The 26,273-nt window shown below is 47.3% G+C and carries 21 protein-coding genes; 15 read left to right on the top strand and 6 right to left on the bottom strand.

What is annotated here, in order from left to right:
- Position 1 precedes the first annotated feature (1 nt).
- Positions 2–994 carry a FecCD family ABC transporter permease gene (locus ACXX53_RS01125; protein WP_458566762.1) on the bottom strand — a complete coding sequence of 331 codons (993 nt, stop codon included), beginning with the start codon at positions 992–994 and terminating at the stop codon, positions 2–4.
- Positions 995–1,010: 16 nt separating this feature from the next.
- A complete protein-coding gene (locus ACXX53_RS01120; RefSeq protein ID WP_458566761.1) occupies positions 1,011–1,943 on the bottom strand; it encodes an ABC transporter substrate-binding protein in 933 nt (310 codons plus the stop codon).
- Between the two features lie 289 nt (positions 1,944–2,232).
- Between ACXX53_RS01120 and ACXX53_RS01115 the strand changes: the two genes are divergently transcribed.
- From ACXX53_RS01115 to ACXX53_RS01095, 5 genes are all read left to right on the top strand, one after another.
- A complete protein-coding gene (locus ACXX53_RS01115; protein WP_458566760.1) occupies positions 2,233–4,638 on the top strand; it encodes a penicillin acylase family protein in 2,406 nt (801 codons plus the stop codon).
- A gap of 123 nt (positions 4,639–4,761) precedes the next feature.
- Positions 4,762–5,193, top strand: a complete 432-nt coding sequence (locus tag ACXX53_RS01110) for a GntR family transcriptional regulator (RefSeq protein WP_458566759.1) — start codon at positions 4,762–4,764, stop codon at positions 5,191–5,193.
- Between the two features lie 51 nt (positions 5,194–5,244).
- Complete coding sequence (locus tag ACXX53_RS01105) at positions 5,245–6,018, top strand: hypothetical protein (RefSeq protein WP_458566758.1); 774 nt, start codon at positions 5,245–5,247, stop codon at positions 6,016–6,018.
- Between the two features lie 18 nt (positions 6,019–6,036).
- Positions 6,037–7,299, top strand: a complete 1,263-nt coding sequence (locus ACXX53_RS01100; RefSeq protein WP_458566757.1) for a hypothetical protein — start codon at positions 6,037–6,039, stop codon at positions 7,297–7,299.
- Between the two features lie 31 nt (positions 7,300–7,330).
- Positions 7,331–8,035, top strand: a complete 705-nt coding sequence (locus ACXX53_RS01095) for an ABC transporter ATP-binding protein (RefSeq protein WP_458566756.1) — start codon at positions 7,331–7,333, stop codon at positions 8,033–8,035.
- A 77-nt stretch (positions 8,036–8,112) separates the two neighbouring features.
- Here the strand turns inward: ACXX53_RS01095 and ACXX53_RS01090 are convergent, their stop codons facing one another.
- On the bottom strand, positions 8,113–8,493 hold the full coding sequence (locus ACXX53_RS01090) for a YbaN family protein (protein WP_458566755.1): 381 nt from the start codon (positions 8,491–8,493) through the stop codon (positions 8,113–8,115).
- Between the two features lie 257 nt (positions 8,494–8,750).
- Here ACXX53_RS01090 and pdxR point away from each other — a divergent pair, with 257 nt between their 5' ends.
- The 6 genes from pdxR to ACXX53_RS01060 all read left to right on the top strand — a co-directional run bounded on the left by pdxR (position 8,751) and on the right by ACXX53_RS01060 (position 15,932).
- On the top strand, positions 8,751–10,199 hold the full coding sequence (gene pdxR, locus ACXX53_RS01085) for a MocR-like pyridoxine biosynthesis transcription factor PdxR (RefSeq protein WP_458566754.1): 1,449 nt from the start codon (positions 8,751–8,753) through the stop codon (positions 10,197–10,199).
- A 14-nt stretch (positions 10,200–10,213) separates the two neighbouring features.
- Entirely contained in the window at positions 10,214–11,182 is a 969-nt protein-coding gene (locus ACXX53_RS01080; RefSeq protein WP_458566753.1) for a D-alanine--D-alanine ligase, read from the top strand.
- A complete protein-coding gene (locus ACXX53_RS01075; protein WP_458566752.1) occupies positions 11,175–12,362 on the top strand; it encodes an aminotransferase class I/II-fold pyridoxal phosphate-dependent enzyme in 1,188 nt (395 codons plus the stop codon). The genes ACXX53_RS01080 and ACXX53_RS01075 overlap by 8 nt, the downstream gene beginning before the upstream one ends.
- A 236-nt stretch (positions 12,363–12,598) precedes the next feature.
- Positions 12,599–13,027: a PH domain-containing protein gene (locus ACXX53_RS01070; RefSeq protein ID WP_458566751.1), complete on the top strand. Its 429-nt coding sequence runs from the start codon at positions 12,599–12,601 to the stop codon at positions 13,025–13,027.
- Between the two features lie 361 nt (positions 13,028–13,388).
- Positions 13,389–14,882 (top strand): N-acetylmuramoyl-L-alanine amidase, encoded by a 1,494-nt coding sequence (locus tag ACXX53_RS01065; protein WP_458566750.1) that lies wholly within the window; start codon positions 13,389–13,391, stop codon positions 14,880–14,882.
- Between the two features lie 213 nt (positions 14,883–15,095).
- Positions 15,096–15,932, top strand: a complete 837-nt coding sequence (locus ACXX53_RS01060; protein WP_458566749.1) for a YitT family protein — start codon at positions 15,096–15,098, stop codon at positions 15,930–15,932.
- Between the two features lie 149 nt (positions 15,933–16,081).
- On the opposite strand, the gene ACXX53_RS01055 is transcribed toward ACXX53_RS01060, so the two are convergent.
- Positions 16,082–17,875 (bottom strand): ABC transporter ATP-binding protein, encoded by a 1,794-nt coding sequence (locus ACXX53_RS01055; RefSeq protein WP_458566748.1) that lies wholly within the window; start codon positions 17,873–17,875, stop codon positions 16,082–16,084.
- Positions 17,872–19,617, bottom strand: a complete 1,746-nt coding sequence (locus tag ACXX53_RS01050; protein ID WP_458566747.1) for an ABC transporter ATP-binding protein — start codon at positions 19,615–19,617, stop codon at positions 17,872–17,874. Before ACXX53_RS01050 ends, ACXX53_RS01055 begins: the two co-directional genes overlap by 4 nt.
- A gap of 552 nt (positions 19,618–20,169) precedes the next feature.
- On the opposite strand from ACXX53_RS01050, the gene ACXX53_RS01045 reads away from it, so the two are divergent.
- The gene (locus ACXX53_RS01045) at positions 20,170–20,523 is read left to right on the top strand and encodes a hypothetical protein (RefSeq protein WP_458566746.1); all 354 of its coding nucleotides are present in this window, start codon (positions 20,170–20,172) and stop codon (positions 20,521–20,523) included.
- 256 nt (positions 20,524–20,779) lie between these two features.
- Positions 20,780–22,705 carry an oxidoreductase gene (locus tag ACXX53_RS01040; RefSeq protein ID WP_458566745.1) on the top strand — a complete coding sequence of 642 codons (1,926 nt, stop codon included), beginning with the start codon at positions 20,780–20,782 and terminating at the stop codon, positions 22,703–22,705.
- 85 nt (positions 22,706–22,790) lie between these two features.
- Here ACXX53_RS01040 and ACXX53_RS01035 read toward each other — a convergent pair whose 3' ends face one another.
- Positions 22,791–23,618, bottom strand: coding sequence for a DNA alkylation repair protein (locus ACXX53_RS01035; RefSeq protein WP_458566744.1), 828 nt, complete (start codon positions 23,616–23,618; stop codon positions 22,791–22,793).
- A gap of 283 nt (positions 23,619–23,901) precedes the next feature.
- Between ACXX53_RS01035 and ACXX53_RS01030 the strand changes: the two genes are divergently transcribed.
- Together ACXX53_RS01030 and ACXX53_RS01025 are read left to right on the top strand one after the other, a co-directional pair.
- Positions 23,902–25,197, top strand: a complete 1,296-nt coding sequence (locus ACXX53_RS01030; RefSeq protein ID WP_458566743.1) for a Gfo/Idh/MocA family protein — start codon at positions 23,902–23,904, stop codon at positions 25,195–25,197.
- A gap of 170 nt (positions 25,198–25,367) precedes the next feature.
- Positions 25,368–26,231, top strand: coding sequence for a helix-turn-helix domain-containing protein (locus ACXX53_RS01025; RefSeq protein ID WP_458566742.1), 864 nt, complete (start codon positions 25,368–25,370; stop codon positions 26,229–26,231).
- Positions 26,232–26,273: the final 42 nt, after the last annotated feature.

Here is a 26,273-nt window from a genome sequence, read left to right as displayed (position 1 = left end):
CTCAAGCTTCCCCTTTGCGCATTAAGTATAGAAAGTATGGACCGCCAAGCAACGCCATGATGATACCCGCGGGTATTTCGATCGGCGCAAATACCGTTCGTCCCACGGTATCCGCGACAAGCAGAATCAGCGCGCCTAGCAGCAGGCTCATGGGCAAGGTCAGCTTATAGTCGGAGCCGAGCAGGATGCGGGCGATATGAGGCACGACGAGGCCTACAAAGCCTACGAGACCCACGACTGATACGGAAATAGCAGCCAGATAAACAGCGACTAATGACAGCATGAAGCGGATGCGGTTTAAGTTTTGCCCGAGATTATGGGCAACCTGTTCTCCTAACCGTAATATATTCGCTTGACGGATACATAGAAGCGCAGCGATCCATCCGACGATGGAGTAGGGGAGAAGAACGGTTACCGCGCCCATTCCTTTGCCGGCAAGGCTGCCATTTAGCCATTGCATGGCGGAGGGAAGCTGCTCGCTGTACAGCAGGGACAGCATCCCGATCACGCCGCCGAATACAGCGTTGACCGCTACGCCGGATAGAATGATGCGGATCGGCGTGAAGCCCGTGCGCTTGTTCCAGGCCCAGACATATACGAGGCAAGCCGCAGCCATGCCCCCGAGAATCGCAGCCACAGGAACTAGCGCGATGTAGTCGGGTCGAACGAGCAGAATGAACAATACGGCTACCGCTGCTCCGCTCGATACACCCGTCAACCCTGGATCCGCGAGCGGATTGAGCATGACCGCTTGAAGCAGTGCGCCGGAAGCGGCCAGATTCGCTCCGACCAGCAGAGCAAGCATCACTCTCGGAATTCGAATGTCCCATAGGATCATATTAGAGGCGGCATCCCCATTTCCAAACAAGGTACGGATGGTTTCTGCCATTGAATACTGGACGCTGCCCAATCCGATAGATAGTAGAATTGCTACGAGCAGCAATAGGGCACTGATTCCGATAATGACGGCCTTTCTATTCTGTTTCTCAGTCACCCTGAATTCCTCCGAATCAGTTATACAATATTTTCTCTAGTTCCTTGTAAGCATTCGGCGCTTTGACAATCGACGCGATGCCGAAAAGATCGTAATCCAGCGCGATCAGCTTGTCGTTCTGGAAGGCATTCAGTTTCTCCCAAGCGCCGTTCTTCTTCGTATCTTCCTCGAAGGCTTTGATAGCAGCTTCAGGGTCGCCGTGAACAACCAACAGAATGACATCGGGATTAGCGGCTGCGACATTTTCCATATTGATAGGAACATAGGTTTCTTCCAGTTTGAGTACGTCAGAGACGACGTTTGTTGCGCCTAGATTGTTTACTAAACTGCCTGCATATGTATCTTCATTCATAAACATTAACGATTCAGCAGAGCCGAAGAGCAGCATGACGGATGGAGATGTCTTGCCCTTTGCATTTTCCAGTACTGCATGTTCAGCTTGGGCGAATGTCTGCAGGAATGCTTCTGCTTTGCTCTCCTGTTGGAACACCTTCCCTAATGCGACCGTTGTCAGCTTCAGTTCTTCCAGGGAGTCGACTGGCAAGTAAGCAAGCGGTAAGGAAGTGGCGGCGAACATGTTGCTCATGCTGTCTTTAAGCGAAGCGGGAACGAGTATGATGTCAGGCTGTAGCTTAGCGATTTGCTCCAGATCGGGCTTGTGAGACGAACCGATACGCGGAACTTGATCAAATGCAGCCGGCAGTTGGCCTGATGTCGTCGGAACACCCACAGGAATAACGTCCAACTCGCCCAATAGCTCGGAGATCGAGACGGATAAGGTCACCACTTTAGCTGGTGTCTTATCGTTGAACTGAGCAAGGATTTCCTGAAGCCTTGCCTCATCGACGGCGGTGGAGGATGCAACGTTGGATGATGATGGCTTATTACAACCAACCATAATCGCAAGCAGTGCGATTATGAGCATGAATTTCCAACTGGATTTATACACGGGTAGACGCTCCTTTTTATAATTGATAATGATTATCACTGATAACAAACCCTATTATAATGATACTGATAATCATTTTCAATAATTAATTTAAATTTTAAAGGAAATCTTGTAGTTTACCTTGGAAATGAACCAACAGCTTATCGAGCTAACAGAACATTCGACATCACTCGCTATATATTGTAAAAATACCTATGTAAATTCCAATTCTGTCATCTTGTGTGAAAACGCTTTAGCCCATATAATGTATGAGAAATCTGTAGTTTTATAATGATAGGGGGAGTCCTGCATGAGACTGTTAACAGCAGTGACCGTTCCTAACGTGAAGCCGCGAAGAAAGCGTTGGCCGCGGGTCGTGGGAATCATCGCATTGATAGTAGTTGTATTGGTTGCCTGCGCAGGAGGCTACGTATATTGGCTGGTCAATAAGAGTTTGCCGGTTGTTAAGGGTGAGTTAAAGCTGATAGGGCTGGAGAAGCCCGTTAACGTATGGCGGGATGAATCGGGAGTTCCCCACATTGAGGCACAGAGCGAACATGATCTATATATGGCACAAGGCTTTGTTACAGCGCAGGATCGAATGTTCCAGATGGATTTGAGCAGACGGCAAGCGTCTGGGCAACTAAGCGAGGTGGTCGGCGAGAAAGCGATAGATCGCGATAAGTTCTTTCTCACATTCGGACTTCGACGCGCCGCCGAAGCCTCGTGGAATGCGTATTCGCAACAATCGCAGCAGGTGCTGGAATGGTATGCGCAAGGCGTGAACAGCTACATGAACCATGCGAAAGAAACGGGAGCACTTCCGATCGAGTTCACGATTCTGGGCTATGGACCGACGGAATGGACGGCCATTGATTCGCTAACGATCGGGAAATTCATGGCGTATGACCTTTCAGACAGCTGGGAAGGGCAGGCATTCCGATATCACATGGTTCAGGAATTAGCTCCGGAGAAGGCACAGTCCTTATTTCCTACTTATCCAGAGGACGGGGCTTTGATCATACAAGCGATCAAGAATAATCCAGTGGATCTGACAGAATTCGCTTCTGCGGCAATAGTCCCTGATCCGTACAATGGCAGCAACAATTGGGTTGTAGCGGGATCGAAGTCTGCTTCAGGCAAACCGATGCTTGCCAATGACCCTCATCTGGGGCTGGACACACCCTCCATCTGGTATGAGACTCATCTTCAAGCACCTGAGCTTGAGGTCAGCGGAGTTATATTTGCAGGAGTTCCTGGCATTATACTGGGTCACAACCAGAATATCGCTTGGGGAGTTACGAATCTGGGACCGGATGTACAGGATCTATATATTGAGAAGCGGAATCCGAGCAATCCTTATGAGTTCGAATATATGGGAAAATGGGAACCGGCTAAAGTATTCCATGAAGTCATTAAGATCAAAGGCGAGCCTTCGGTTGACTATGAAGTCGTCGAGACGAGGCATGGACCGATTATTTCGGAATTTGCCAAGGATGACAAGCAGGATACCGCCATCTCGATGCGCTGGACAGCGCTTGAGCCGACGACTGAATTGGAGGCGGTTCAGCGCTTTGCAAAGGCGAAGAATTGGGATGAATTCAAGCAAAGTCTGGAGTATTTCCATGCGCCGGCACAAAACTTTGTGTTCGCCTCGAACGATGGCACGATCGCTTATCGAGCAAATGGCAAGATTCCGATTCGCAAGCAGGGGAATGGCTTGGTGCCGGTACTTGGCTGGACAGATGAGTACGAGTGGACGGGATATATTCCGTGGGAAGAGCTTCCGACCTCTGTTAATCCTGAAGTAGGGTATATCGCTACAGCAAATAATAAGGTAGTTGGAGACAGTTATCCCTACCATATCACGGATAGCTGGTCGCAGCCGTATCGCGAGGCGCGAATTCAGCAGGTGCTGGCGAGCAAGCCAGTGCTAACTCAGGATGATCTGCTTCAGCTGCAGTTAGATCGCCACAATCTGCAAGCCGAAGAATTTTTGGATGGTCTAATTGCTAAGGTGGATGGCAACTCGGCGCTTCGATCCATTGATAAAGAGGCTCTTGCGCTCCTGCAGAGCTGGAATAAAGTCAATGATCCCGATCAAACCGCACCGCTTGCTTATGAGTTGTGGATCCAGCACTTTGACGATGTACTATTCAAGCCGGAAATATCGGAAGCGATGATGAAGCTGTTCAGCGACAAATCGATCGTTAAGGATGAGATCCTGCGCAATGGTATAGCCGGCGAGAAGGAGCCTTGGATCGATGGCAAAGGCGGCATGGAGAATATAGCGGTTCAAGCACTGCAGCTCGCGGTTGATCATGCTGTATCCTTGCAAGGAAAGGAGCCTTCAAAGTGGCAGTGGGGTGATTTCCACCAAGTCGAGTTCCCGCATCCATTAGGATCGGTGAAGCCGCTTGATCTCGTATTTAACCCGAAGCCGTCTCCAATGGGCGGCGGCCGAGTTACAGTCGGCGCAGCTGGCTGGAACAAGACGACCGGAGAAGTCGATCATGGCGCTCCATGGAGAACGGTGATCGACATGGCGGATCCGACGAAGTCGTTCAACGTGCTAGGACCAGGTCAGTCCGGGCATGTACTGAGTCGGTGGTACAAGAATCAGGTCCAAGATTGGACGACGGGGCAATACCATGTAACAAGTATTAATCCTTCGGATTATCAAGCGGCAAAATTCCAATTGACCCTTATACCGTAGAGGTCCATATCGAAGTACCCGAGAAGGGAAGCGCGTATTGGTATGCATCATTGGCCAATATGCTGCTTCCCTTAGTTGGTTTAAGCCTAACCTGGCCGAATCACCTTACTATAATTCCATCTATTGACAATATTGTTGTATTATGATCATAATACAGTTAAGTTACAAGGCGGTGAGGTTGATGTGTTGAACTTCTATGAGCTGAAGCTGAATAATAAAGACCCTGTGTACCTGCAGATCGTGATGCATGTGAAGCGGCAGATTCTGCTGAGAAAGGCCGAGTCGGGCGATAAGCTTCCTTCCAGACGTGAAGTTGCCGCGCAGCTGAGCATTAATCCCAACACCGTTCAGAAAGCATTCAAGCTGATGGAGGATGAGGGATTCGTGCGCACGAGCAGTACGCTCGGAAGCGTGATCGATGTGGACGAAGCGTTATTCGATCGATTGGAAGCGGAGCTGACGAAAGAGATGGTAACCGAATTTATTCAATCTGCCAAGGAGATTAACCTGTCCTTTAAAAAGGTTGTTGATCTAATTAGCGAGCATTGGAACTGACTTGCTATGCCTATAGTGTATTAGTCGAGTAATACAAGTGAGGTGCTGATCATGAAGGGATATTATCGATTGTTGAATGTTGAATTAAGCGTGATGTTAAGAGCAGTGCTGCTTCTATCCTTAGGTACTGTCATTACCCCGCTGTTTCTGCTTCGCTCAGCTATGTATGAACCGAACACGACACATATGATCGAGCGTTTCGAGGACCTCTATGTTTCATCAGGCGGCATGACGGCACAGTTCATCTTCTTAGCGGCGTTTGGTGCTTATTTTCTCAAGACGATATATGCCAGCTACTGGGGAAGCAAGAGCATCTATACGTATCTGACATTGCCGGTCAGACGGGAAATGCTGTATCTGAGCAAGCTGTCAGCAGGGATTCTATGTCTACTTCTCTTGCTCGCCGCTCAACTGATAAGCATGCTAATCAGCTATCAGATGTTCCACTCGATAGTCTTCAATTATAGCAGTGGAGAGCACGTGATGAGCAACGGATTGTTTCTCAGCTTCGTCCGTTCGGAGTATGTTCGATTAATACTGCCTTTTAGCCTGAAAGGAGCTATTTCCACATTCGCCATTATCGTCACGTTCGTGACAGGACTGTATTATGGCGCCATCTGTGAGCGCAGCAAGCGGTACTGGGGGTATGTCGTGCTGTTCGCAGCGGCCATTTTACTATTCAATGTATTAACATATCGTCTAAGCCCGCCATCTGAACTCTATTCACATAAGAATTTGTATCTAAACAGCGCGGTTCTGCTCGGTTTGAGCGGGTATTTTATATGGCATAGCATGCGGTTGATCAGAAGAAGCGCGATTGCATAGGGAAGGAGGAGAAGCTGTATGGATAAGGTGAAGAAGCATCTAGCTGTTCCATTCTTATTGCTCTTTATATTGATATTTGGATCCGTGTATTACACTCTTTCTACGATCGAAGATAACAGCACGTTCTATGTCCGGGATCTGAGTGGAGATCCGTCTGCTATTGCGGATGTGACGATCACAGGGGATCTAAGCGACGGATACCACAGTACGGTGTTCAAGCTAAGCAATGGCCAAGTTAGTACGGAAACTAAGATCTATGATCAACCAACTCGTGTGTGGGACAAAAGGTATCCTTCGGATCTATACAAGCTAATGGATGGTTATCTGTACGAGGTGCAAGGCTCGTTAAGCTTTGACATCGTTGCTCGAGACGTTAATAATCAATATGCTCCAGCCACAGCGTCTGTCATTCCAGGACTGATCTATCATAATTCTCAGCCTAATACCTACACGTATGCCAATCCGCTTGTATACGGCTTGACTAAGATTGGCGATCAAGTATACTTCACAGTGCCTACAAGTGCTGACTATACAGGGAGTAACGGGATATATGAATTAGCATTTTCATATGGTGATAGAAGTTCTATTCCGCTTGAAAACTGGCCAAAGACACAAGAACTCGCAGCTATTGATCTGGATCAGAATAAGAGTGACCCTGCTAACGCTATTCATGTGCTCGGCTTAGAGGCGGTGGGCGACAAGCTTGCGCTTATTATGACGGAAGGAACCAGCTTGATCGTGAGAGGCTACGACAGCGAGAGCGGGAAGTTGATCGGCGAGGCTGTTGTGCCACAATTTATCAACCTTGAAGCAGAAATGAGCTTTGAATCGCATAGTGCACGTTACGTCGCGTACAGTGATCATGAGCATCATATCCTGAATCTGAGCTTTGACAGGTATCCTAATGTTCTGACAAACCAAGATGTTTATAAAACGATTCTTAGTGTTGATTTCTCCAATGGAGTTGAGCTGGTAGACTATAATCGTGCGCATTTTACTGATGGTAAAGTGGATAACAACCGAGGTATCTCCCATATTAGTCATCGCAATGGCAAGACCTACGTGGTGATGACCTTAGGCGACAAAGAAGATCGAATTCCCCATTCGATTATTTGGCCGCAGCGTTTCATGCTGTACGTACTCAAGTCAGATGAGCTTCTCTATCAAGGAGAGCTGATAACGGACGTGAATGATGACTTGATTCGAGATAGTCAATCAGCAGGCAATTTTTCTTATGATATGGCCGAATATAGAAACTTTTTCAATATTAAGATCGAGTAATCACCTTGCTTGTTGGACGAGGAGGGATAAAATGATAGAGTTTCAATATGTGGAAAAGCGATATCCTAGCAAAGGTATCGCGTTGTATATTAATAGCTTGAAGATTAACAGCGGCGAAATTGTAGGCATATTAGGGGCCAATGGAAGCGGTAAGACGACTCTGTTGAAGGCTATTATGGGACTAGGTGAGCTCCATTCCGGACAGATTCTGATTGATGGCAGTCCTATTGAAACGCAGTATGAACATATCGCTTTTATTACGGAAGAGGGCAGCTTTCTGCCAGATCTGACGCCTGCTCAGTATGCTGATTTTCTAGCTGATTTCTTCCCAAGATTTAATCTGGAACGATATAATAGCTTGTTGGATTATTTTGAGCTTGAGCGGAACAGACGAATCAAGACATTCTCGAAAGGACAGAAGTCCAAGCTGGAAATGTGCGCCGGTATAGCGAAGCAGGCCAAGTATATCTTGATGGATGAGCCTTTCTTAGGTGTCGATATGTTGACGAGACGTGATTTTTTGAAATTGATGATCTCCAGCCTGAACGGTGATGAAACGCTGCTCATCAGTACTCATATCGTCAGTGAGATTGAACATGTGATTGAACGAGCTATCTTCCTGAGGGATGGTAGAATCGCTGGCGATTATATGATTGATGATATGAGACTAGAAGGCCTAACGGTAGAAGAAGTGATGTCAGAGACATTGGGAAATAAGAAGAAGCGGATCGAGTGACGTTGGAACAAGCGGGAGAGCGCATCGACTGGAGCGATGCGCTTTTATGTTTTCTGCTATTACATTTTAAGTGAGTATCATTCCATAACTTTTTCCGGTCGAATGGTCGGTATGAACCGCAAGAACACAATATATTTGCTAACCGCGATCACGGCGAGCAGAAGCCGCACATGCAGGTGATCGACTAATAGACCGCTTATGAGGAGCAATAGCGAGGTAGTGCCTAGTATTTCAACCTTCTGTCTCATTGTGAAGCCTTGATTGCGTTTATAGGGTACCACATACTTCTTGTATACCTTGCGCTCTTTAATCCATGCTTCCCATCTGGTGGAGCTTCTGGCAAACAAGAATGCGGCCAGCAGAACTAACGGCGTAGTGGGCAAGACCGGAACGACAACCCCAATCAAGCCAACGATGAAGCAAAGCCACCCTAAAGCGAGCAATACGATCCTCTTCAACACATAACCTCCAGTAGATCATGACCATAGATACTATGAACAATTCTATGGATACTCATTTTCACCGTCAATGTAAAATGATTCCTTAAGGGCTGCTTTCGATAAGAATAATAGAGAAGCTTCGTTCATCATAGCCTCTTTAATAAGAAGCTTATCAGGCTTATAATCGAAGAACCACGACCAGATGAAAAATCAAAGGTTGTGGTTCTTTTTTAGCATGATGTTCTATGCCAGAATAGTTGTAGGAGCGATGACACATGTTCAACGATTTTAAACCTATAGATGACCGTCCAGTATACATTCAATTGAAAGATTATTTTAAGAGCTTAATTATAAAGGGCGCTCTGCAGGCTGATCAGAAGCTTCCATCTACACGAGAGCTTAGTACATTGCTGGGTATCAGCCGCAATACGGTCATATCTGCCTTCGCTGGCTTGGAAGAAGACGGATTTGTGTATGTCGTGCAGGGAAAAGGAAGCTTCGTAGGTGCTTCATCTGTCAGCGTGTCAGCGCCCATTTGCCATATGGACTGGAAATCGCGTGTCAACGGGCATGCCCGAATGGCCGAAGAGCTTGATTTAATGAAGCACGGCATACGCGCTAAGAGAGGAACCATTTCTTTTACTAGCATCGCGCCCGATGAGAAGCTGTTTGATCTGGAAAATGTGAAGCGAGCATTTCTGGATCGCATGTCGGTTGAAGGCGACATCTTGCTGAATTACGGCTATGCACAAGGATATAGACCTTTAATGGAATATTTGATGCGCTACATGGAACACAAGGGTGTCGATGTAGAGGGCAAAGACATCTTGATCACGAACGGCTTCACCGAAGGCTTCGATATCGTCTTATCCGCCCTGGGCAAGAATAGCGGCGCCGTCATCTGCGAGAATCCGACCCATCATACGGCGATTAAGAATCTGAAGCTTCATGGCTATGATATTACGGGCATCGGCATGGAGGAGGATGGGGTTAACCTGCGGGAAATGGAGCAAGCATTGTCCGAGCGAGCCTATGATTGCGCCTATCTGGTTCCTTCCTATCACAATCCCACCGGCATCGTGATGTCTCCCGAGAAACGGCTGAAGCTGATGGAGCTCTTGTCACGTTATGAGATTCCGGTTATCGAGGACGGGTTCAATGAGGAGCTTCGTTACTCAGGCTCTCATGTATCGCCGCTGATGGCGGCTGCAGGTCAAGGAAACAACGTGATCTATCTCGGCAGCTTCTCCAAAGTGCTGTTCCCAGGACTGCGAGTAGGCTGGGTGCTGGCTGACAAAGAACTCATTTATTATCTCGAGAGCGTCAAGCGGGCCCGCTGCATTCACACCTCAACATTAGATCAATCGATTCTATATCAATATTTATTGAATGGTAACTTTGAGAAGTATTTGAAAAAGGCGAGAACGGAGTATAAGCGCAAGTATGAATGGACGAAGAGCTGTGTGGAACAGTTTGTTCCGTATACTCGTTTGTCCGGTGATGGGGGATTGCATCTGTTTGTTGAATTTGAAGAAGGATTCAAGACAAGAGATCTGCTGGAGGAATGCTCTCAACGAGGCGTTATCTTCACCCCAGGGGATATTTTCTACACGAACGGAAGTGGACAGAATACGATGAGGCTCGGCTTCTCCAGAGTGAGCGATGAAGATATTCGAGCAGGTATTCAACGGATTGGCGAAATAGCAACACAACTTAGGGGATAGAGGAGTGCGGCAGCATGAAGACAGGGATGGACGCAAGTGAGAACTCTAGATTAAAGGTCGGCGTCATTATGGGAGGCGTCTCATCTGAGCTTGACATATCGTTAATGACGGGTCGAGAAATGCTGAATCACCTAGATCGGCATAAATATGATGTTACTTCCGTTGTCATTGCGAAGCGGGAAGATCTGATCGAACAGGCGAAGGAACTTGATGTTGCGCTGCTTGCATTGCACGGAGCATATGGTGAAGACGGCACGGTTCAAGGAGCTCTTGAAACGATGGGCATCCCCTACACAGGAAGCGGAGTGCTGTCAAGCAGTGTGTGCATGAACAAGGATATGTCGAAGAAGCTGATGCGCTTCGAAGGGATTCATACTCCCGACTGGTTGTGCTGGAACAGTATGGAGGAGTTCTCAATGGAAGCCGTTGAACGGTTGGGATATCCCGTGATTGTGAAGCCGAATGCTGGCGGATCGAGCATCGGTACGCAGCTGATTATGGAGCCCGCTGGCTTGAAAGCGGCTGTAGAAGAAGCATTGCGCTGGGATCGTTCTGTGCTGGTGGAACGCTGTGTGAAGGGTCAAGAGATCACTTGCTCGATCTTGGACGGAAAGCTGCTGCCTCATATCGGGATTCGTGCGGCTCATTCAGAATGGTTCGATTATGAAGCGAAATACAATGCTGACGGAGCGGAGGAGCAGGTCATCGAGCTGCCGCCAGAGATTGATGAACGAGTGCGAGCAGCTGCATTAACGTGTTACCGACTATTGAAATGCAGTGTATACGCACGCGTGGATATGATTATTCAGGACGGAATCCCCTACGTGCTGGAAGTCAATACACTGCCAGGCATGACGCAGAACAGTCTGCTGCCTAAGAGTGCGCAAGCGGCGGGAATATCCTTTAGTGAGCTGCTTGACCTCCTTATATCGTACTCGCTTGAAGCTAGAACAATAGAGAAGGGAGTGACGCGCGATGTCTAATGAATGGATCTCTCCGCTTGTGCGAGATATACCGCCTTCTGGAATTCGAGCTTTCTTCGATCTCTGTGATGGAAATCAGGATGTTGTCTCACTTGGAGTGGGTGAACCGGACTTTGCGACACCTGAGCATATTCGTGAAGCTTGCATTCGAGCTCTCTATAACGGCAAGACGATGTATACGTCGAATGCAGGGCTGATGGAGCTGCGTGAGGAGATTGCAGGCTATCTGAAGGATAGCTTTCAATTGAGCTATGATCCGGTGAGCGAGATGATGGTGACGGTCGGGAGCAGCGAGGCGGTTGATCTCGCGCTGCGCACGTTGATTGCTCCAGGAGATGAGGTCCTCATCCCATCGCCGAGCTATATCGCTTATTCTCCGATTACGCATCTGCATGGCGGGAAAGTAGTCGAGGTGGAGACGAGGGCAGAAGACAGCTTTAAGCTGACGGCATCTGCTCTGCAAGCAGCGATAACGCCAAAGTCCAAAGTGCTGATGGTGAATTTCCCGAGCAATCCTACGGGTGCCATAATGACGTATGAGGATTGGCTGCCGGTTATTGAAGTGATCAAAGCGAATAATCTGGTCGTGATCTCGGACGAAATATATGCTGAACTGACTTTTGGTCAGAAACACGTAAGTCTCGCAGCGCTGCCCGGCATGGCAGAGCGGACCGTTCTGATCAGCGGCTTCTCGAAAGCCTTCGCGATGACGGGTTGGAGAGTTGGTTATGCTTGCGGGAATCGAGAGATTATCGCGAATATGCTGAAGATTCATCAGTACACCGCGATGTGCGCGCCGATTCTTGGTCAGATCGCGGCGCTTGAATCGCTGCGGCATGGGATGGAAGCGAAGGACATGATGAGGGAATCCTATGATCAGCGCAGACGCATGTTTGTGCGCGGATTAAGTGATATCGGATTCACCTGCCGTGAGCCGGAGGGCACCTTCTATGCTTTTCCTTCGATCGCTCATACGGGGCTTCGATCCGAGCAATTTGCAATGCTGCTACTGAAGCAGGCGGGAGTCGCTGTTGTTCCCGGGCATGTATTCGGCTCGAGCGGTGAGGGGCATATACGCTGCTCGTTCGCTACTTCGACGTCGAAGCTGGAAGAGGCGCTGGAGCGGATGGAGCGATTTATGAATTCTGTTGAATCGGAAAAGCTAAGGATGATTGTGTAACAAGACCGAGAATAGCAGCAACCTCTTATTCTATCTTTCTTTCTCTGTTCTGTCGGTCTCGTTCTAACGCCTCTTGGATATGATCGCGGGGCGGAATCTTGGAGTTAATAATATTCTCCTTTAATTAAATTCTGTCGGATTGCGACTGCAAAGGACCGCGAGTATAATGGAAGGGCAACTGAAGTAGTGGAATGAAGCAAGAACCAACTCTATATCATAACCAGGAGGGGTTGCCGATGGCTAACTTGTTTGGAGGTATACTAGGCAATTATTCTGATGTATCCGTAGAGGAACTGGCCAAGCAATATGGATACCTGTTGATGCAGCATGAAAATGTGCAAATGGGCTTTAAGCTTATTCGAGACACGTTTATTATGACAGATGAGCGGCTCATCTTCATTGACCACCAGGGCGTAACAGGCAAGAAGACTCGAGTGGCGTCCATTCACTTGGATTCGATCGTTGATGTGACGATGGAAACAGCCGGTACAGGATTTGATGACAGCGAATTAACGATTCACTACATTACATCCCCTTATCATAAGTCCAACAATGTTCAGTTAGCTTCCTATATGTTTGAATTCGGTAAGAAATTCAACTTGCAGCCGTTCTATGTCGCATTAGTCACGATCGCGCATCAGAATCATAAGCGGTTGAACTCGTAGAAGAGTTCGTATTTGTAAATAGTAGAGGATGACCATCCGTAATTCTGGGTGGTCATCTTTTTTTATAGCTAAAGACAAATTTAGAATATTCTTGCGAATTCGCCATAAATGAGCGCAACAAGCGATATATTGCTAAGTATAATGTAAAAGGATCACTTTTCGACGAATATCTCGTTATATTCTATTTAAATATTGTTCATTTACTGATATTATCCTAATAATAGATATTTTTTTACATGGTAAACATGGTAAATGAATGCACATGGCAGTATGTGCATCTATTATAGATTTGAAGATTTCATTAACTATTCATAGGTATGTAATACCGAGAGAGGAAGTGGAATGATAGATGCAGCGAATTGTGAAGACGAGTGTGTGGTTGTTATGTATCATGTTATTTTTAATCGTGTGGCCGCAAGCCGGTCATGCTGCTGCTGGGCAGAATCTTTATATGAACGGTAATTCCATTTCACTCCCAGAGCCGATGAGGACGATCAACTCTTCATCTATGATACCGATTCGTGTCGTTTCAGAAGAGTTGGGCTATAAAGTCGATTGGGAGCAGAAGACGCGAACGGTGAACATACATAACGGCAGCACGGATATTAAGCTCGTAGTAGACAAGTCTGAAGCGCTGCTCAACGGGAAACAGGTTAAGATGAGTACCCCGCCTACTGTTATTAACAATACGACGCTCGTGCCATTGCGATTCGTAGGTGAATCTATGGGACTTGTAGTAGAGTGGGATAAGGATACAAAGGCCGTATACTTGTTCACACCTGATGATGAAAAGGTTGTGACTCCTCCGCCTAGTGGAAGCGCTGGCGGCAGCGGTTCTGGCCAAGGGACTGAGCCAACGAAGCCTCCTTCATCAGGCAGTGGGAACAATACGAATGAAGGATCTGGTGAAGTATCAAAGCCTGATAATAAGGTTGATGGTAATGTCGTGGATTTTGCATTTTTCGATAATACGCTTCATATTTCCATGGACAAGCCTGCCGCTGCCAAGATTCAGGTCATGACTAATCCAGATCGTGTCGTGATCGATCTTCCGAATACGGTGTTCTCTAAAGAGTTTATGAATAAGTATGAATTCGATAAGAGCAGTCAAGGCAGTCTGGAAGTTGCCGAGTACCCGGATGTCCAGCGGATTCGCTATGCGATGTTCGCACAGTCGCCTAACACGGTCCGATTCGTTGTAGACGGTAATTATGCCTTGAGCTATGAGAATATATCTACATCTGATGATCTAATATCGATCATGTTTGCTCCTAAGTCAGAAGGCGTACCGCCTGAATATGTGAAGCCGAAAGGCAAGTATACTGTCGTTATCGATCCTGGGCACGGCGGTGGAGATTCTGGGGCAGTAAGCGTACGCAATCGTTATGAGAAGGATCTGAATCTGGCGATCGCTTCCAAGGTTGCGGAGCTGGCTAAGAATGAGCCTAAGCTGAACGTGGTATTAACGCGAGACACAGATGTGTATCCAAAATTGTCTGAACGAGCGGCGTTCGCAAACAAGATAGAGGCAGATTTATTTGTCTCCATTCATGGGAACAGTGTAGATAAGAATCCGAATGTAAACGGGACGGAGACCTATTTTAATCGGGCAGACAGCAAGGCGCTTGCAGAGGTTATGCATAAGCATTTACTAGTAGGAACCCAGTTTGTCGATCGAAAAGTGAAGCAGGCGGACCATAAGGTTACACGGGAGACGGTAATGCCGGCAATCTTGTTGGAAGTCGGATTCTTAACGAATGAGAAGGAAGAAATGATCATGTTCGATGAGGCTTTCCAATGGAGAGTTGCTGAGCAGATTATTGCTGGCTTGAAGGAATACTTAGGCATATCTTAATAAAGATAAAGCATCCATTTGGCTAATTTTTGCTGAGTGGATGTTTTTTTATTTTCAGGGAAATAGTGAGGAGAATGCTATGGAAGGAATAAGAAGCTCATCGCAGTTGAATGCAATTGTTTATGAAAAGGGGTACCACAACATGTGGTAGGAATGGTATGCTGTACTGGTTGGACTTGCAGACTAACTATTACAACTAGAAGGGATTTGCACATGAAAAAACGATATATCGACATACTTATGCTTATTTTAGGATCATTGATCTTTGCGCTTGCTATCAATCTATTTGTTATTCCAAATGAATTCGGCGAAGGCGGAGTGACAGGAATCACGATCATTCTGTACTATTTATTCGAATGGTCTCCTGGGCTCGTATCTTTCGTACTGAACGCCATCTTACTGCTTGTTGGCTATAAATTTCTCGATAAGAGAACGACCATATATACGATTATTGCGGTCACGTTCAATTCTCTGTTTCTTCACCTTACAGCGGATTGGCGCATAGCTTCGGATGAGTTGATGTTGAACGCTGTTTTTGGCGGGATATTTTCAGGGGTAGGGATCGGTTTAATTATTCGAGTTGGCGGAACGACTGCCGGGAGCACGATACTTGCGAGAATTATGAACAAGTACTTGGATTGGAACGTCAGCTATGCGTTATTGTTTTTTGACCTGATTGTAGCCTTCGCATCAATGTTTATCATTGGCGTGCAAAGTCTGATGCTCACGATTGTGATGCTCTACATAGCGACAAAGGTAATGGACTTCATCATTGAAGGACTTAATCCGAAGAAAGCGGTCACGATCGTATCCAAAGAGCAGAATCAGATCGCGGAACAAGTCAATGTACTTATGAATCGCGGTGTTACGGTACTCTATGGGCATGGATATTACACGAAGGAGCCGAAAGAGATGCTATATATCGTGATCTGCAAACAAGAAATAAGCCAGCTTAAGAAAATATGCAAATCGATCGACACCGAGGCCTTTATTACGATTCATGATGTGCGTGATGTATTCGGCAAGGGATTCGTAGACATCTCCAAATAGGTTCGCCCCATTAGTGAAAATGAACTTCCAAGCAACACATTAAATAGGTTGACCGAAAGGAGAAACTCATGTGAGTCAATCCCAATACATGCGCAAAAAAGCCTTCAGCACCACTTGCAAGTAGTGCTGAAGGCTTTATTTATGTGCAGCTAGCTGCTCTTTACGAGCTGCTCCTCTTCTTCCTCAACTGAAGTCTGTTCACCCTGCCAGAGAAGCTGCATCTCAGTGTTTGTGGCAAGTAGATCGGACAACGTTCCTTCTGCTTCGATCTTACCATCCTTCATTACTATAATATGATCCGCTTGGGTAAGAGCTGCTCGACGGTGCGATACAGCGATGCAGGTTACGTCTCTTTCTGCAAATAAACGCTCCCACAGCACTTTCTCGGTTTCGACGTCCAGTGCACTGGACAGGTCATCGAAGATGAACAGGTCTGACTGCGTCATCATCATCCGCGCCGTAGCCGCGCGCTGAATCTGACCGCCTGAGAGCATAACGCCTCTTGGTCCCACCATTGTGTCAAGTCCATGCTCTAAGTCCTCAATATCCTTTTCCATGACGGCTAATCGTACCGCGCGGTCAAGCGATTCCTCGCTATGCTGAGGGTTACCTTGCAGGATGTTTTCGCGAAGTGTATCGCTGAACAGCCGCGGCACCTGCGGTGTATAAGCTGATCTAGGTGGAATAAGGAAAGTTGCCGGATTAATTTCTTGCCCATTCCAGCGAATAGATCCACTCGACTTCTCCAACAGTCCGAGCAGCGTGCGCACAAGCGTTGATTTGCCTGATCCGATTCTGCCTGTAATGACTAGGAACTTCCCACGTTCCAAGTTAAAGTTGATATCCGTGATTCCATTTTCAGAATTCGGATACGTAAAAGATAGTCCCTCAACTTGCAAGTTATGCAGCAGATCGTTCTTGGCTCGTTTCACTGCCGGCAGCTCCGGCGGAGAATCATAGAGGTGAATCGCACTGTGCTCCATAATTCGGAACTGCTCACTGGGACGGAACAGAACCTGCATGCGATCGAGCGATACTTTAAGCCGCTTATGCTGAAACACCATGTAGCCAAACAGCGAAATACTGAATCCGAAGTTTGTTAAATACGCCGTGAATAGCGCAAAGTCTCCAACCGTAAAGCGTCCTGCCTGCATTTCTGTGGCACACATGAGAAGAATGACACCTGTACAGATGCTTAGCACATGCTGATTGAGAGATCTCATCCACTGCTTGAACAGATTATCCTTAAGCGCGGCCTTGCGTCGAGCTTCATTCAGAGTGACAAATCGTTTCACGACATTATCTTCGGCTTGCCCCAGCTTGAGCGCCTGCACGGCACTAAATGTTTCGGCGATAAAGCTAGTAATGCGCCCTGTTGCTTCACGGTTCTGCTGCCCATATCGCCGTGCGCGGTTGCCGGATAGGTTGTTCAGCATGGTGACAGCTAAGAGCGGGAGAATGGCTACAATGGTTATCTTCCAATTGATCGAAGTCATAATCGCGATCGAAACGACAGCAAATACCAGTCGTCCCCAGAAATCCACCCATGACTCTACATACTCTACAACTTCTTCTACATCATCACGGAAGCGGCTCATCGCTTCTCCAGAGGAGGCAGGCAGGTTGCGTCCTGGCCAGCGCATGATACCGGCTAGCATGTTGGTTCGCAGCACAGCTTGAATATGGTAGATATACGTTATCCATTTATAGAAGGCGAGAAAGAATACACCCACCCTCGATATTCTTACGAGAGCAATTACAATTAAAGGAACTGCCAGCCACAGGTAATCATGTGATTGAGTTGTAGCTCTATCGAAGAACCATTGCATACCTAGTCCGATAAGCAACGGCAGCGAGTGGAACATTGCCCACAGCAGTCCGTTTACGATAAACAGGGACAGTCTAAATTGAAACAGGCGTTGGATAAATCGACCTACTGTCATGCCAGTTCCTCCTCTCTCCCAGTGCTTAACAGCTTCGCATAGTGGGAATTCTCGTCATTAGCCAGCGCTTCGCGTTCGCCAAATTCAAGGATACGGCCATCCCCAAGCACCATGATCTTGTCTACGGATTCAAGCGTAGATAAGCGGTGCGCAATAACGATACCCGTACATTGTGAAAGCAATTGATCCACAGCGCATTGCAGCATGGCTTCCGTTGCGGCATCCAGCCTAGAAGAAGGTTCATCCAATATGACCAAGCTTGGTTCGGTTAAGAATACTCGTGTCAAAGCAAACAATTGTGCCTCTCCAGCGGATAAAGATGTCCCGCCAGTCGCTAGATGAGTGTCTAATCCGTCCGGCAGAGCATCAATCCATTGCTGCAGACCGAGTCTTGCGGTCGTATCGAGTATTTGTTCATCCGTGACTTGGCTGTCAAACAAGGTTAAATTGTCGCGAAGAGTGCCGTCAAACAACTGCACATCCTGCGTGACCATTCCGATTCGGCGATACAGGGCGTCTAAGCGCATTTCTCGAATATCTACTCCGCCGATCCGAATCACGCCGCTGTCGATATTGTACAGTCGCAGCAGCAGACGGCTGAGACTTGATTTTCCGCTGCCGGTACGCCCGATAATCCCGAGCCGCTCACCAGGCTGAATCGAGAACGATATGTCTTGCAGCACCGGCTTATCAACGTTATAGCTGAAGTTCACATGTTCATACTCCAGTCCAAGAGCACCGTTAGGAAGCGATACTTCCTTTCCTTCTACAATTTCACTTTGCTTGGACAGCAGTTCGCGTGAGCGAAGCATGCCGGACTTTGCCTTTTGGAACTCTTGCACTTGATCACCGAGCATTTCAATCGGATCATTCAACATCTGAGTATATTGATAGATGAGAAAGAGAGTTCCAAGAGATATCTCGTCTATCAAGTAATAGTGAACGCCTAATAGTAAGACGGCGGTAACAGCGATAGCGAATAACACAACAGTCGTATTCCAAGGGACTACGCGCATCATCCACGCCTTTCTTCCTCTCAGGAATACTGCGCGCATGGCACGATGGAATCGATTCATGACGTAGGGAACACCGCCGTTTGCTTGAACATCTTCAATACCTGCGATGCGCTCTTCAATGAATCCGAACAAGGAGGCGCTGGCTTCACGCTCTGCTTTGGATGAATTCACGCCCATGTCACGAATGAATACCATGAAGAATATAGACACTGCTGTGAACAAGGTCATGACGATGGCAATAGGCCAGTTGGTTGCAAACATAAAGCCAAGAATTCCTGTCAACAGTACAAAACTGCCTATAACTTGAACGATAAACATAGAGAAGAAGTTCGACATGCTGGTGACGTCGCCGTCGATTCGTTCAATCATTTCGCCTGGAGTCTTGAGATTATGGAATCTCATATCCAGCCGCAGGCAATGCTTGAGAAGATCTCCGCGCAGCTGATTGGTTGCTCGCCAGGATACATCATTGCCAAGATAGCTAACGGCTACTGTAATGAGCTGATTAAAGATGGCAATGACAAGGTAGATACCAGCGAGAACGAACAGAGTCGAGACGATTCCACCTTCAGCTGCTGTATCTATAAATCGTTGAATAATCTGCGGATTAATAAGCTGCAGCGCTGTCGAAGTCAGCAGCAAGACCAACAGGAACAGCAATCTTGCTTTAATCGGACGAAGATAACGAAGCAGCCACAACATGGATAATTGCTTATCTTTTTTCATATAACAACCCCCAACTATTTCAAAAGAGCATGAATTAAGGAACAGTAGAACACGATCAAGGAAGAAGATATTTCACAAAAAGGGTGATACAGTAAAAAGGCGAACACTATTCATAATACACCAAATAACAAGTGGTTCAAGGTAAAGAATGAGTATAATCTTATATAATTTCCCGCTTACAGGCGCGGAGCGGCGCGGTGCGGTGGGGCTGAGCTTGCTGTAACGCGGTTTATCCCCGTTACAGCAAGTGCGTGGCGCTCGATGTGGATCTGTAACGGGGATTTTCCCGCTTACAGGCGCGGAACGGCTCGGTGCGGAGGGGCTGAGCTTGCTGTAACGCGGTTTATCCACGTTACAGCAATTGCGGAGCCCTCCAAGTGGAGCTGTAACGGGTAATTTCCCGCTTACGGGTGTTGAACGGCGCGACACGGAGGGGCTGAGCTTGCTGTAACGCGGTTATTCCCCGTTACAGCAATTGCGGAGTACTCGAAGTGGAGCTGTAACGGGGATTTTCCCGCTTACAGGCGCGGAACGCCGCGGCACGGTGGTGCTGTGCTTGCTGTAACGCGGTTTATCCACGTTACAGCAATTGCGGAGCCCTCCAAGTGGAGCTGTAACGGGGAATTTCCCGCTTACGGGTATGGAACGGCGCAGCACGGAGGGGCAGAGTTTGCTGTAACGCGGTTTATCCCTGTTACAGCAATTGCGGAGCCCTCGATGTGGAGCTGTAACGGGGAATTTCCCGCTTACGGGCATGAAACGGCGCGACACGGAGGGGCTGTGCTTGCTGTAACGTGGTTTATCCCCGTTACAGCAATAGCGGAGCCCTTTAAGTGGGCTGTAACAGGTAATTTCCCGCTTACAGGCGCGGAACGGCGCGACACGGAGGGGCTGTGCATGCTGTAACGCGGTTATTCCCCGTTACAGCAAGAGTGGAGCCCTCTAAGTGGAGCTGTAACGGGGAATTTCCCGCTTACGGGCATGAAACGGCGCGACTGGATGAGTCCACGCCCCTGTCCAACGGTACTTGTACCCGGATTGCTGTCTTTTTAGCTAGAAACACGTCTTTCAACAGCACGACGTGAATTATATCAATGAGTTTCCGCGTGGATTTTTATAGAATTGAAGATAGAATCGATACACGAATCGGGAGGGATAAAAGATGTACGAGACATTTTTATCACCTATACAAATTGGCAATGTGACCTTGAAGAATAGATCAGTTATGACTGCAATGGGGACTGGATATGCAGAGCTGGGCGGGTATGTGGGTGATCGTCTGATCGCCTATCACATAGAACGCGCTAAAGGCGGCATTGGCATGAACACGGTGGGGATATCGCCCGTACATGAAACCTCCGCAGGGCCCAAGTATGTAGGCAGCTATGATGATAAATTTATACCTGGACTGACGAAGCTTGCCGAAGCGATTAAAGACAATGGCGGGGTAGCTTGTATATCGCTTCAACACTTTGGCAGACAGATGAGCTCGAAGAACTCGGGACTGCCTCTCTTAGCACCTTCTCCCATTCCGTGTTCCCTCTACCAGGAAATGCCGAAGGAGATGACTTTGCAAGATATACAGATGATCGTAGAAGCGTTCGGAGATGCGGCGCTCCGTGCGAAGAAAGCGGGATTTGACGTTATTGAGCTGCATGGTGCGCATGGTTATTTGATCGGCAGCTTCTTGAGCCCATTTTCCAATAAGAGAACGGATGAATACGGCGGGAGCCTCTATAATCGCATGAGATTTGCAATAGAAGTATTAGCTAATGTTCGTAGTAAAGTAGGAGAAGACTTTCCTATAATGATGAGTATTAGCGGAGAAGAACATGTGGAGGGCGGCCTGCATCTCGATGAAACGATCAAGATGGCAAAAATTCTGGAAGGAGCGGGCATAGCTGCGCTTAATGTCACACAGGGCAATCACGATGCGTTCGGTTATGAGGCACCGAATACATATATGCCCGAGCAGACTCACGTTGAGGTGGCCGCCGCGATTAAGAAGCATTTGAACATCCCAGTTCTGGTTGGGGGTCGAATTACAACGCCGGACATGGCTGAAGCGATACTGCAAGAGGGCAAGGCGGATATCATAAGCTTTGGTCGAGTGCTACTCGCTGATCCACACTTCGTCAACAAAGCAATTGACGGCAGAGCTAATGAGATTATTCGGTGTGTTGCGTGCAATAAAGGCTGCATCACGCGCATGTTCAGCGGCGAAAGCGAACCTAGCTGCATGTTCAATCCCGCGACGGGACGAGAAGTAGAGTATCAGCTTATACCTGCTGAGAAGAAGAAGCATGTGCTTGTTATTGGCGGAGGGCCTGCAGGACTCGAAGCGGCTCGCACGATGCAGGAGCGAGGGCATATTGTGACACTGTTTGAGAAGACCGGCGGCTTAGGCGGTCAACTCGTACTCGCAGGGGCTTCTCCACATAAGCGAGCGTTTAAAGACGCGGCATTCTCTCTTGGCTTTAGAGCTTATAAGTCTGGCATTGACATTCAAATGTTCACGTCGGCAAATGCAGACAACATTAAAGCTTTGAATCCGGACGAGATCGTCATCGCGACGGGATCTGAGCCGATATCGCTAGAGATTCCAGGCATTCGTGACAGCAATGTGTATAAAGCAAGGGATGTACTTTACGGGGACGCTTTTGTGAAGGAGCAGGGCGTCGTTATCATCGGTGGAGGAACGGTAGGCATTGAAACGGCAGAGGTGATGGCGGCATCGGGCAAGAAAGTCGTTATTATCGAGATTACCAATGAAATAGGCAAGGGAATCGGTTTTCATACCAAGCCGTATGTCATGAAATCCTTGAGAGATGCCGATGTTGACATCTATACGGAAGCGAAGTGTATTGCCTTAGAGAAGGGAAGGCTCGTGATTGAGCATGACGGATATACTGAGATCGTTCCCGGTATTGAGGCGGCTATACTGGCAGTCGGATCGAAGAGCGATGACAGCTTAGTGGAAATGGTGAAGGCTACACATATTCCATACCATATTATTGGAGACGCCCATCAGACTGGCGATGCACTCGCTGCGATCTGGGCTGGCGCTGATCTGGGCAGAATGATATAGCTTCGCTATTTTAGCTGGTGATATGTTGATAATCAGTGGGGGGCGTGTTATCGCCCCTTATTCAGCATCCTGCACCGTTCTTGTCTCACGCATTTTTCATTATTGTTCGTTTGGCTTTATTTATAATTCTAACGGTTGCTTTCGTATCGGAATCCTTCTCCCATTGCTCACATAATTGGAGCACCCATTCAGGTTGAGTTTTACTAGCATCATTTAACCAGTTGCCAACCGAATCTTGTACATATGTGGAAGGATCGGATTGGAGCAGATTCAGAATAGGGAGTGCTAGTTGAGGGTTATGCTTTAACTCTTCAATATGCTTAGACCATACACCGCGAGGACGAATTGACTCTACAGAAAACCTGCGAATGTATTCGTTATTACTTTTTGCCCACTCTACCAGTAATTCCACACTTTTATTTATATCTAGAGAAAGTTCTTCTCTAACAGACATCCAAGCAATCTCACGAACCCCAAAGTGATGATCTGCCGCAAAAGGCATGATATACGACAATTTATCTTCTATTGTATCGTCCATTTTTTTATTCATAAATGCCGCCCAACACCTTACACTATCTGAAACATGAGTGGAGCATTTCTCGATGATAGCTTCTTTTCCGCTCTCACTTACTTCATTCATAACTTTATCTAATAAAGCCCCTGTCAATCGTATCGCTTTCATTCCGGATTCGGCATTCTGCCTTTCTAATTCAGATGCTATATACTCTAGTTTATCTTCTAAACCTATTGACGGCAGAACATGATTCAGCAGCGAAATATGGTTAACAGCAAGCCATTCTGTCAGATTAACACTCTCCATTATTCCTTGATTAAGCAGTGCGATAACATCATGAGGGATATTCTCTGCTTTTGTGGCTCCCTTTCTATGTAATAAGTCTCCTCTCAACGACATCTATTATCACTCCTTAAAAAATAGTCGAATTCTCATCCATATTAACATGTAATTTCTCCAGATCAAGGTAAATTCCTGCTGCGTAGTCCGGCTAGGCTTTCGTTCAGAGATGCCAATTCTATTGTTGGAAAATCGTACTATTTAAACAAGTAAAAAACCTTTACTTCATTATGGCAATCCAATAGGATAGGAGTAACTTTAATTGCAAGAATCAGGAAGAAGCTGTTGTCGACACGATCAGTCGGTCAGACGGATAGCGAACCATAATAGGGAGATGGATGATATGTCGAACAAGGTAAAAGTAGCTTTGCTTGGCGCAGGTCTAAGAGGTGTGGTCTATACCAATTATGCTTTAACCAATCCAGATGAGATGGAAGTGGTAGCACTAGCCGATCCGAATCCTGATCGAAGAGCTATGTTTCAGCAGGCGCATGGACTTCCAGATGAGATGTGCTTTGCGGATTGGGAACAATTGCTTAGCCAGCCTAAATTGGCTGATGCGATCATTATCTGTACACAGGATAAGATGCACTATGAACCGACGATGCGGGCACTTGATGCAGGCTATCATGTGCTGCTGGAGAAGCCGATGTCTCCTGATCCGCTGGAGTGCGTAGAGATGGGAGAGAAGGCGCGCAGTACAGGTCGCGTATTTTCCATATGCCATGTGCTTCGCTATACACCGTTCTTTGATACGTTGAAACGATTGCTGGAGGAAGGTGCGATTGGGCGGTTAATGTCGATTCAGCACAATGAAAATGTAGCTTACTGGCACCAAGCGCACAGCTACGTGCGCGGGAACTGGGGCAACTCTGATAAATCCAGCCCTATGATTCTGGCCAAATCCAGCCATGACATGGATATTCTGCACTGGCTAGTCGGCTCAGACTGCATACATATCTCGTCGTTTGGCAGTCTGTCGCACTACAAAGCGGAATATGCTCCGGAAGGCGCACCGCTGCGCTGCCTGGATGGATGCCCTGTCTCAGATACATGCGTCTACTATGCGCCGAACTACTATTTGACAGGTGGCGAGGACTGGATGCTGCAAGCTCTGAGCGACGATCAGAGCTACGAAGCGCGCAAGAAAGCGCTGGAGGAAGGACCATATGGACGATGCGTATACCATTGCGATAACAACGTGGTCGATCATCAAGTCGTCAATATGGAGTTTGCAAATGAAGTAACAGTCGCATTCACGATGTCCGCCTTTACGAAACACTGTTCACGAACACTTAAGCTAATGGGAACGATGGGAGAAATTCGCGGCGACATTGATAAGAATGAGATCGAGATCAGACGCTTCGATCAGGAACAATACGAGATCATTAAGCCTCTGCTTGAAGATGCATACGGTCACGGCGGAGGGGATATGCGTCTAGTTGCTGACTTCGTACAGCTAGTACGTAAAGGCGGCAGCGGCAAGGGCTTGACTTCCGCAGAAGCATCTGTTCAGAGCCATCTGATGGCATTTGCCGCTGAACAGGCAAGACTATCGCATGAGGTTATTCATCTGCCAAGCTATATGAAGCAGCTGCAGAGTCAATCCACAGCAGTCGTTTCTGCTGGTGAACGATAATAGGGTACTAGGATGATATAGCGGCAGTTCCTTCAGAAGAGTGTGTCTGAGGGGCTGTCGCTTCTTTATTTGAGGAAGAGGAGAACATATCCTAGATAGATTGACGGTGTCGTGGTAAAATTTAGTGATTATATGTAACAACTAACGTAGTTGAAAGAGGAGGATCACACATGGACAAACCGCAGACGATTATACGGGATCATATCGTATTTCCGGACCCATTGTTCCCGTTTACTGCCTCCACTACAGAAGGCGTCAACCCTGAAATTCAGCGTTTACATTGGCATCATGCGCTTGAACTAAACTATATTCGAAGTGGTAGCGGCTTCTACTTGATTAACGGCGTGAAGCTGCAGTTTAAGCAAGGGGATATATTATTTATTAATAGCGATGATCTGCACCGCGTGTTTGAAACAGAGAATCTAGTGATGGATATCATTATGTTTGATCCATCTATGTTGGCTTTCGATCTGAATTATGATCCGGATCTGATGAAGCCGTTTCGAGAGATTAACATCGTGGGTCATGAGGAGCCGATTGCTTTAGAACTTAAAGAACTCTTCCATCGTATGATGACAGAATATATCACGTGTAACACTACCTATATCAGTTTGATTCGAGCTGATTTAGTACGGTTCCTTGGTTTATCCAATCGCTTTCTGAGCGTGTCGGATCAAGATCAGACTCCTCTGAAGCAACGCGGAATATGTGCGATTAAAGAGGCGGTTCGCACGATGGAGATGTCGCTTGGCTACGCTTGGACGCTGCAGGAATTAGCGGCACAAGTCCATCTCAGCCCTTCACGCTTTAGTGCTTTATTTCAGCAGGCAGCCGGGACTTCTCCGTTGAATTATTTGATTCAGCTTCGGCTGACGCACGCGGTTCATCTATTGGAGACGACAGAGATGAAGATTATTCATATATCGGAGCAGTGCGGCTTCCGCAATCTGTCCAACTTCAATCGGCTGTTTAAACAGCATGTCGGCAAGTCGCCTCGTGATATTCGAGAATACGATAATAACTCCATAGAATAAACTAGAGATGAAGGAACAATATCTATTTGAGAGTGAGGAATA

The sequence above is a fragment of the Paenibacillus marinisediminis genome, from assembly GCF_054343325.1.
Note: the sequence above shows the minus strand (reverse complement) of the source record. Positions and strands in the feature narration are given on the sequence as shown.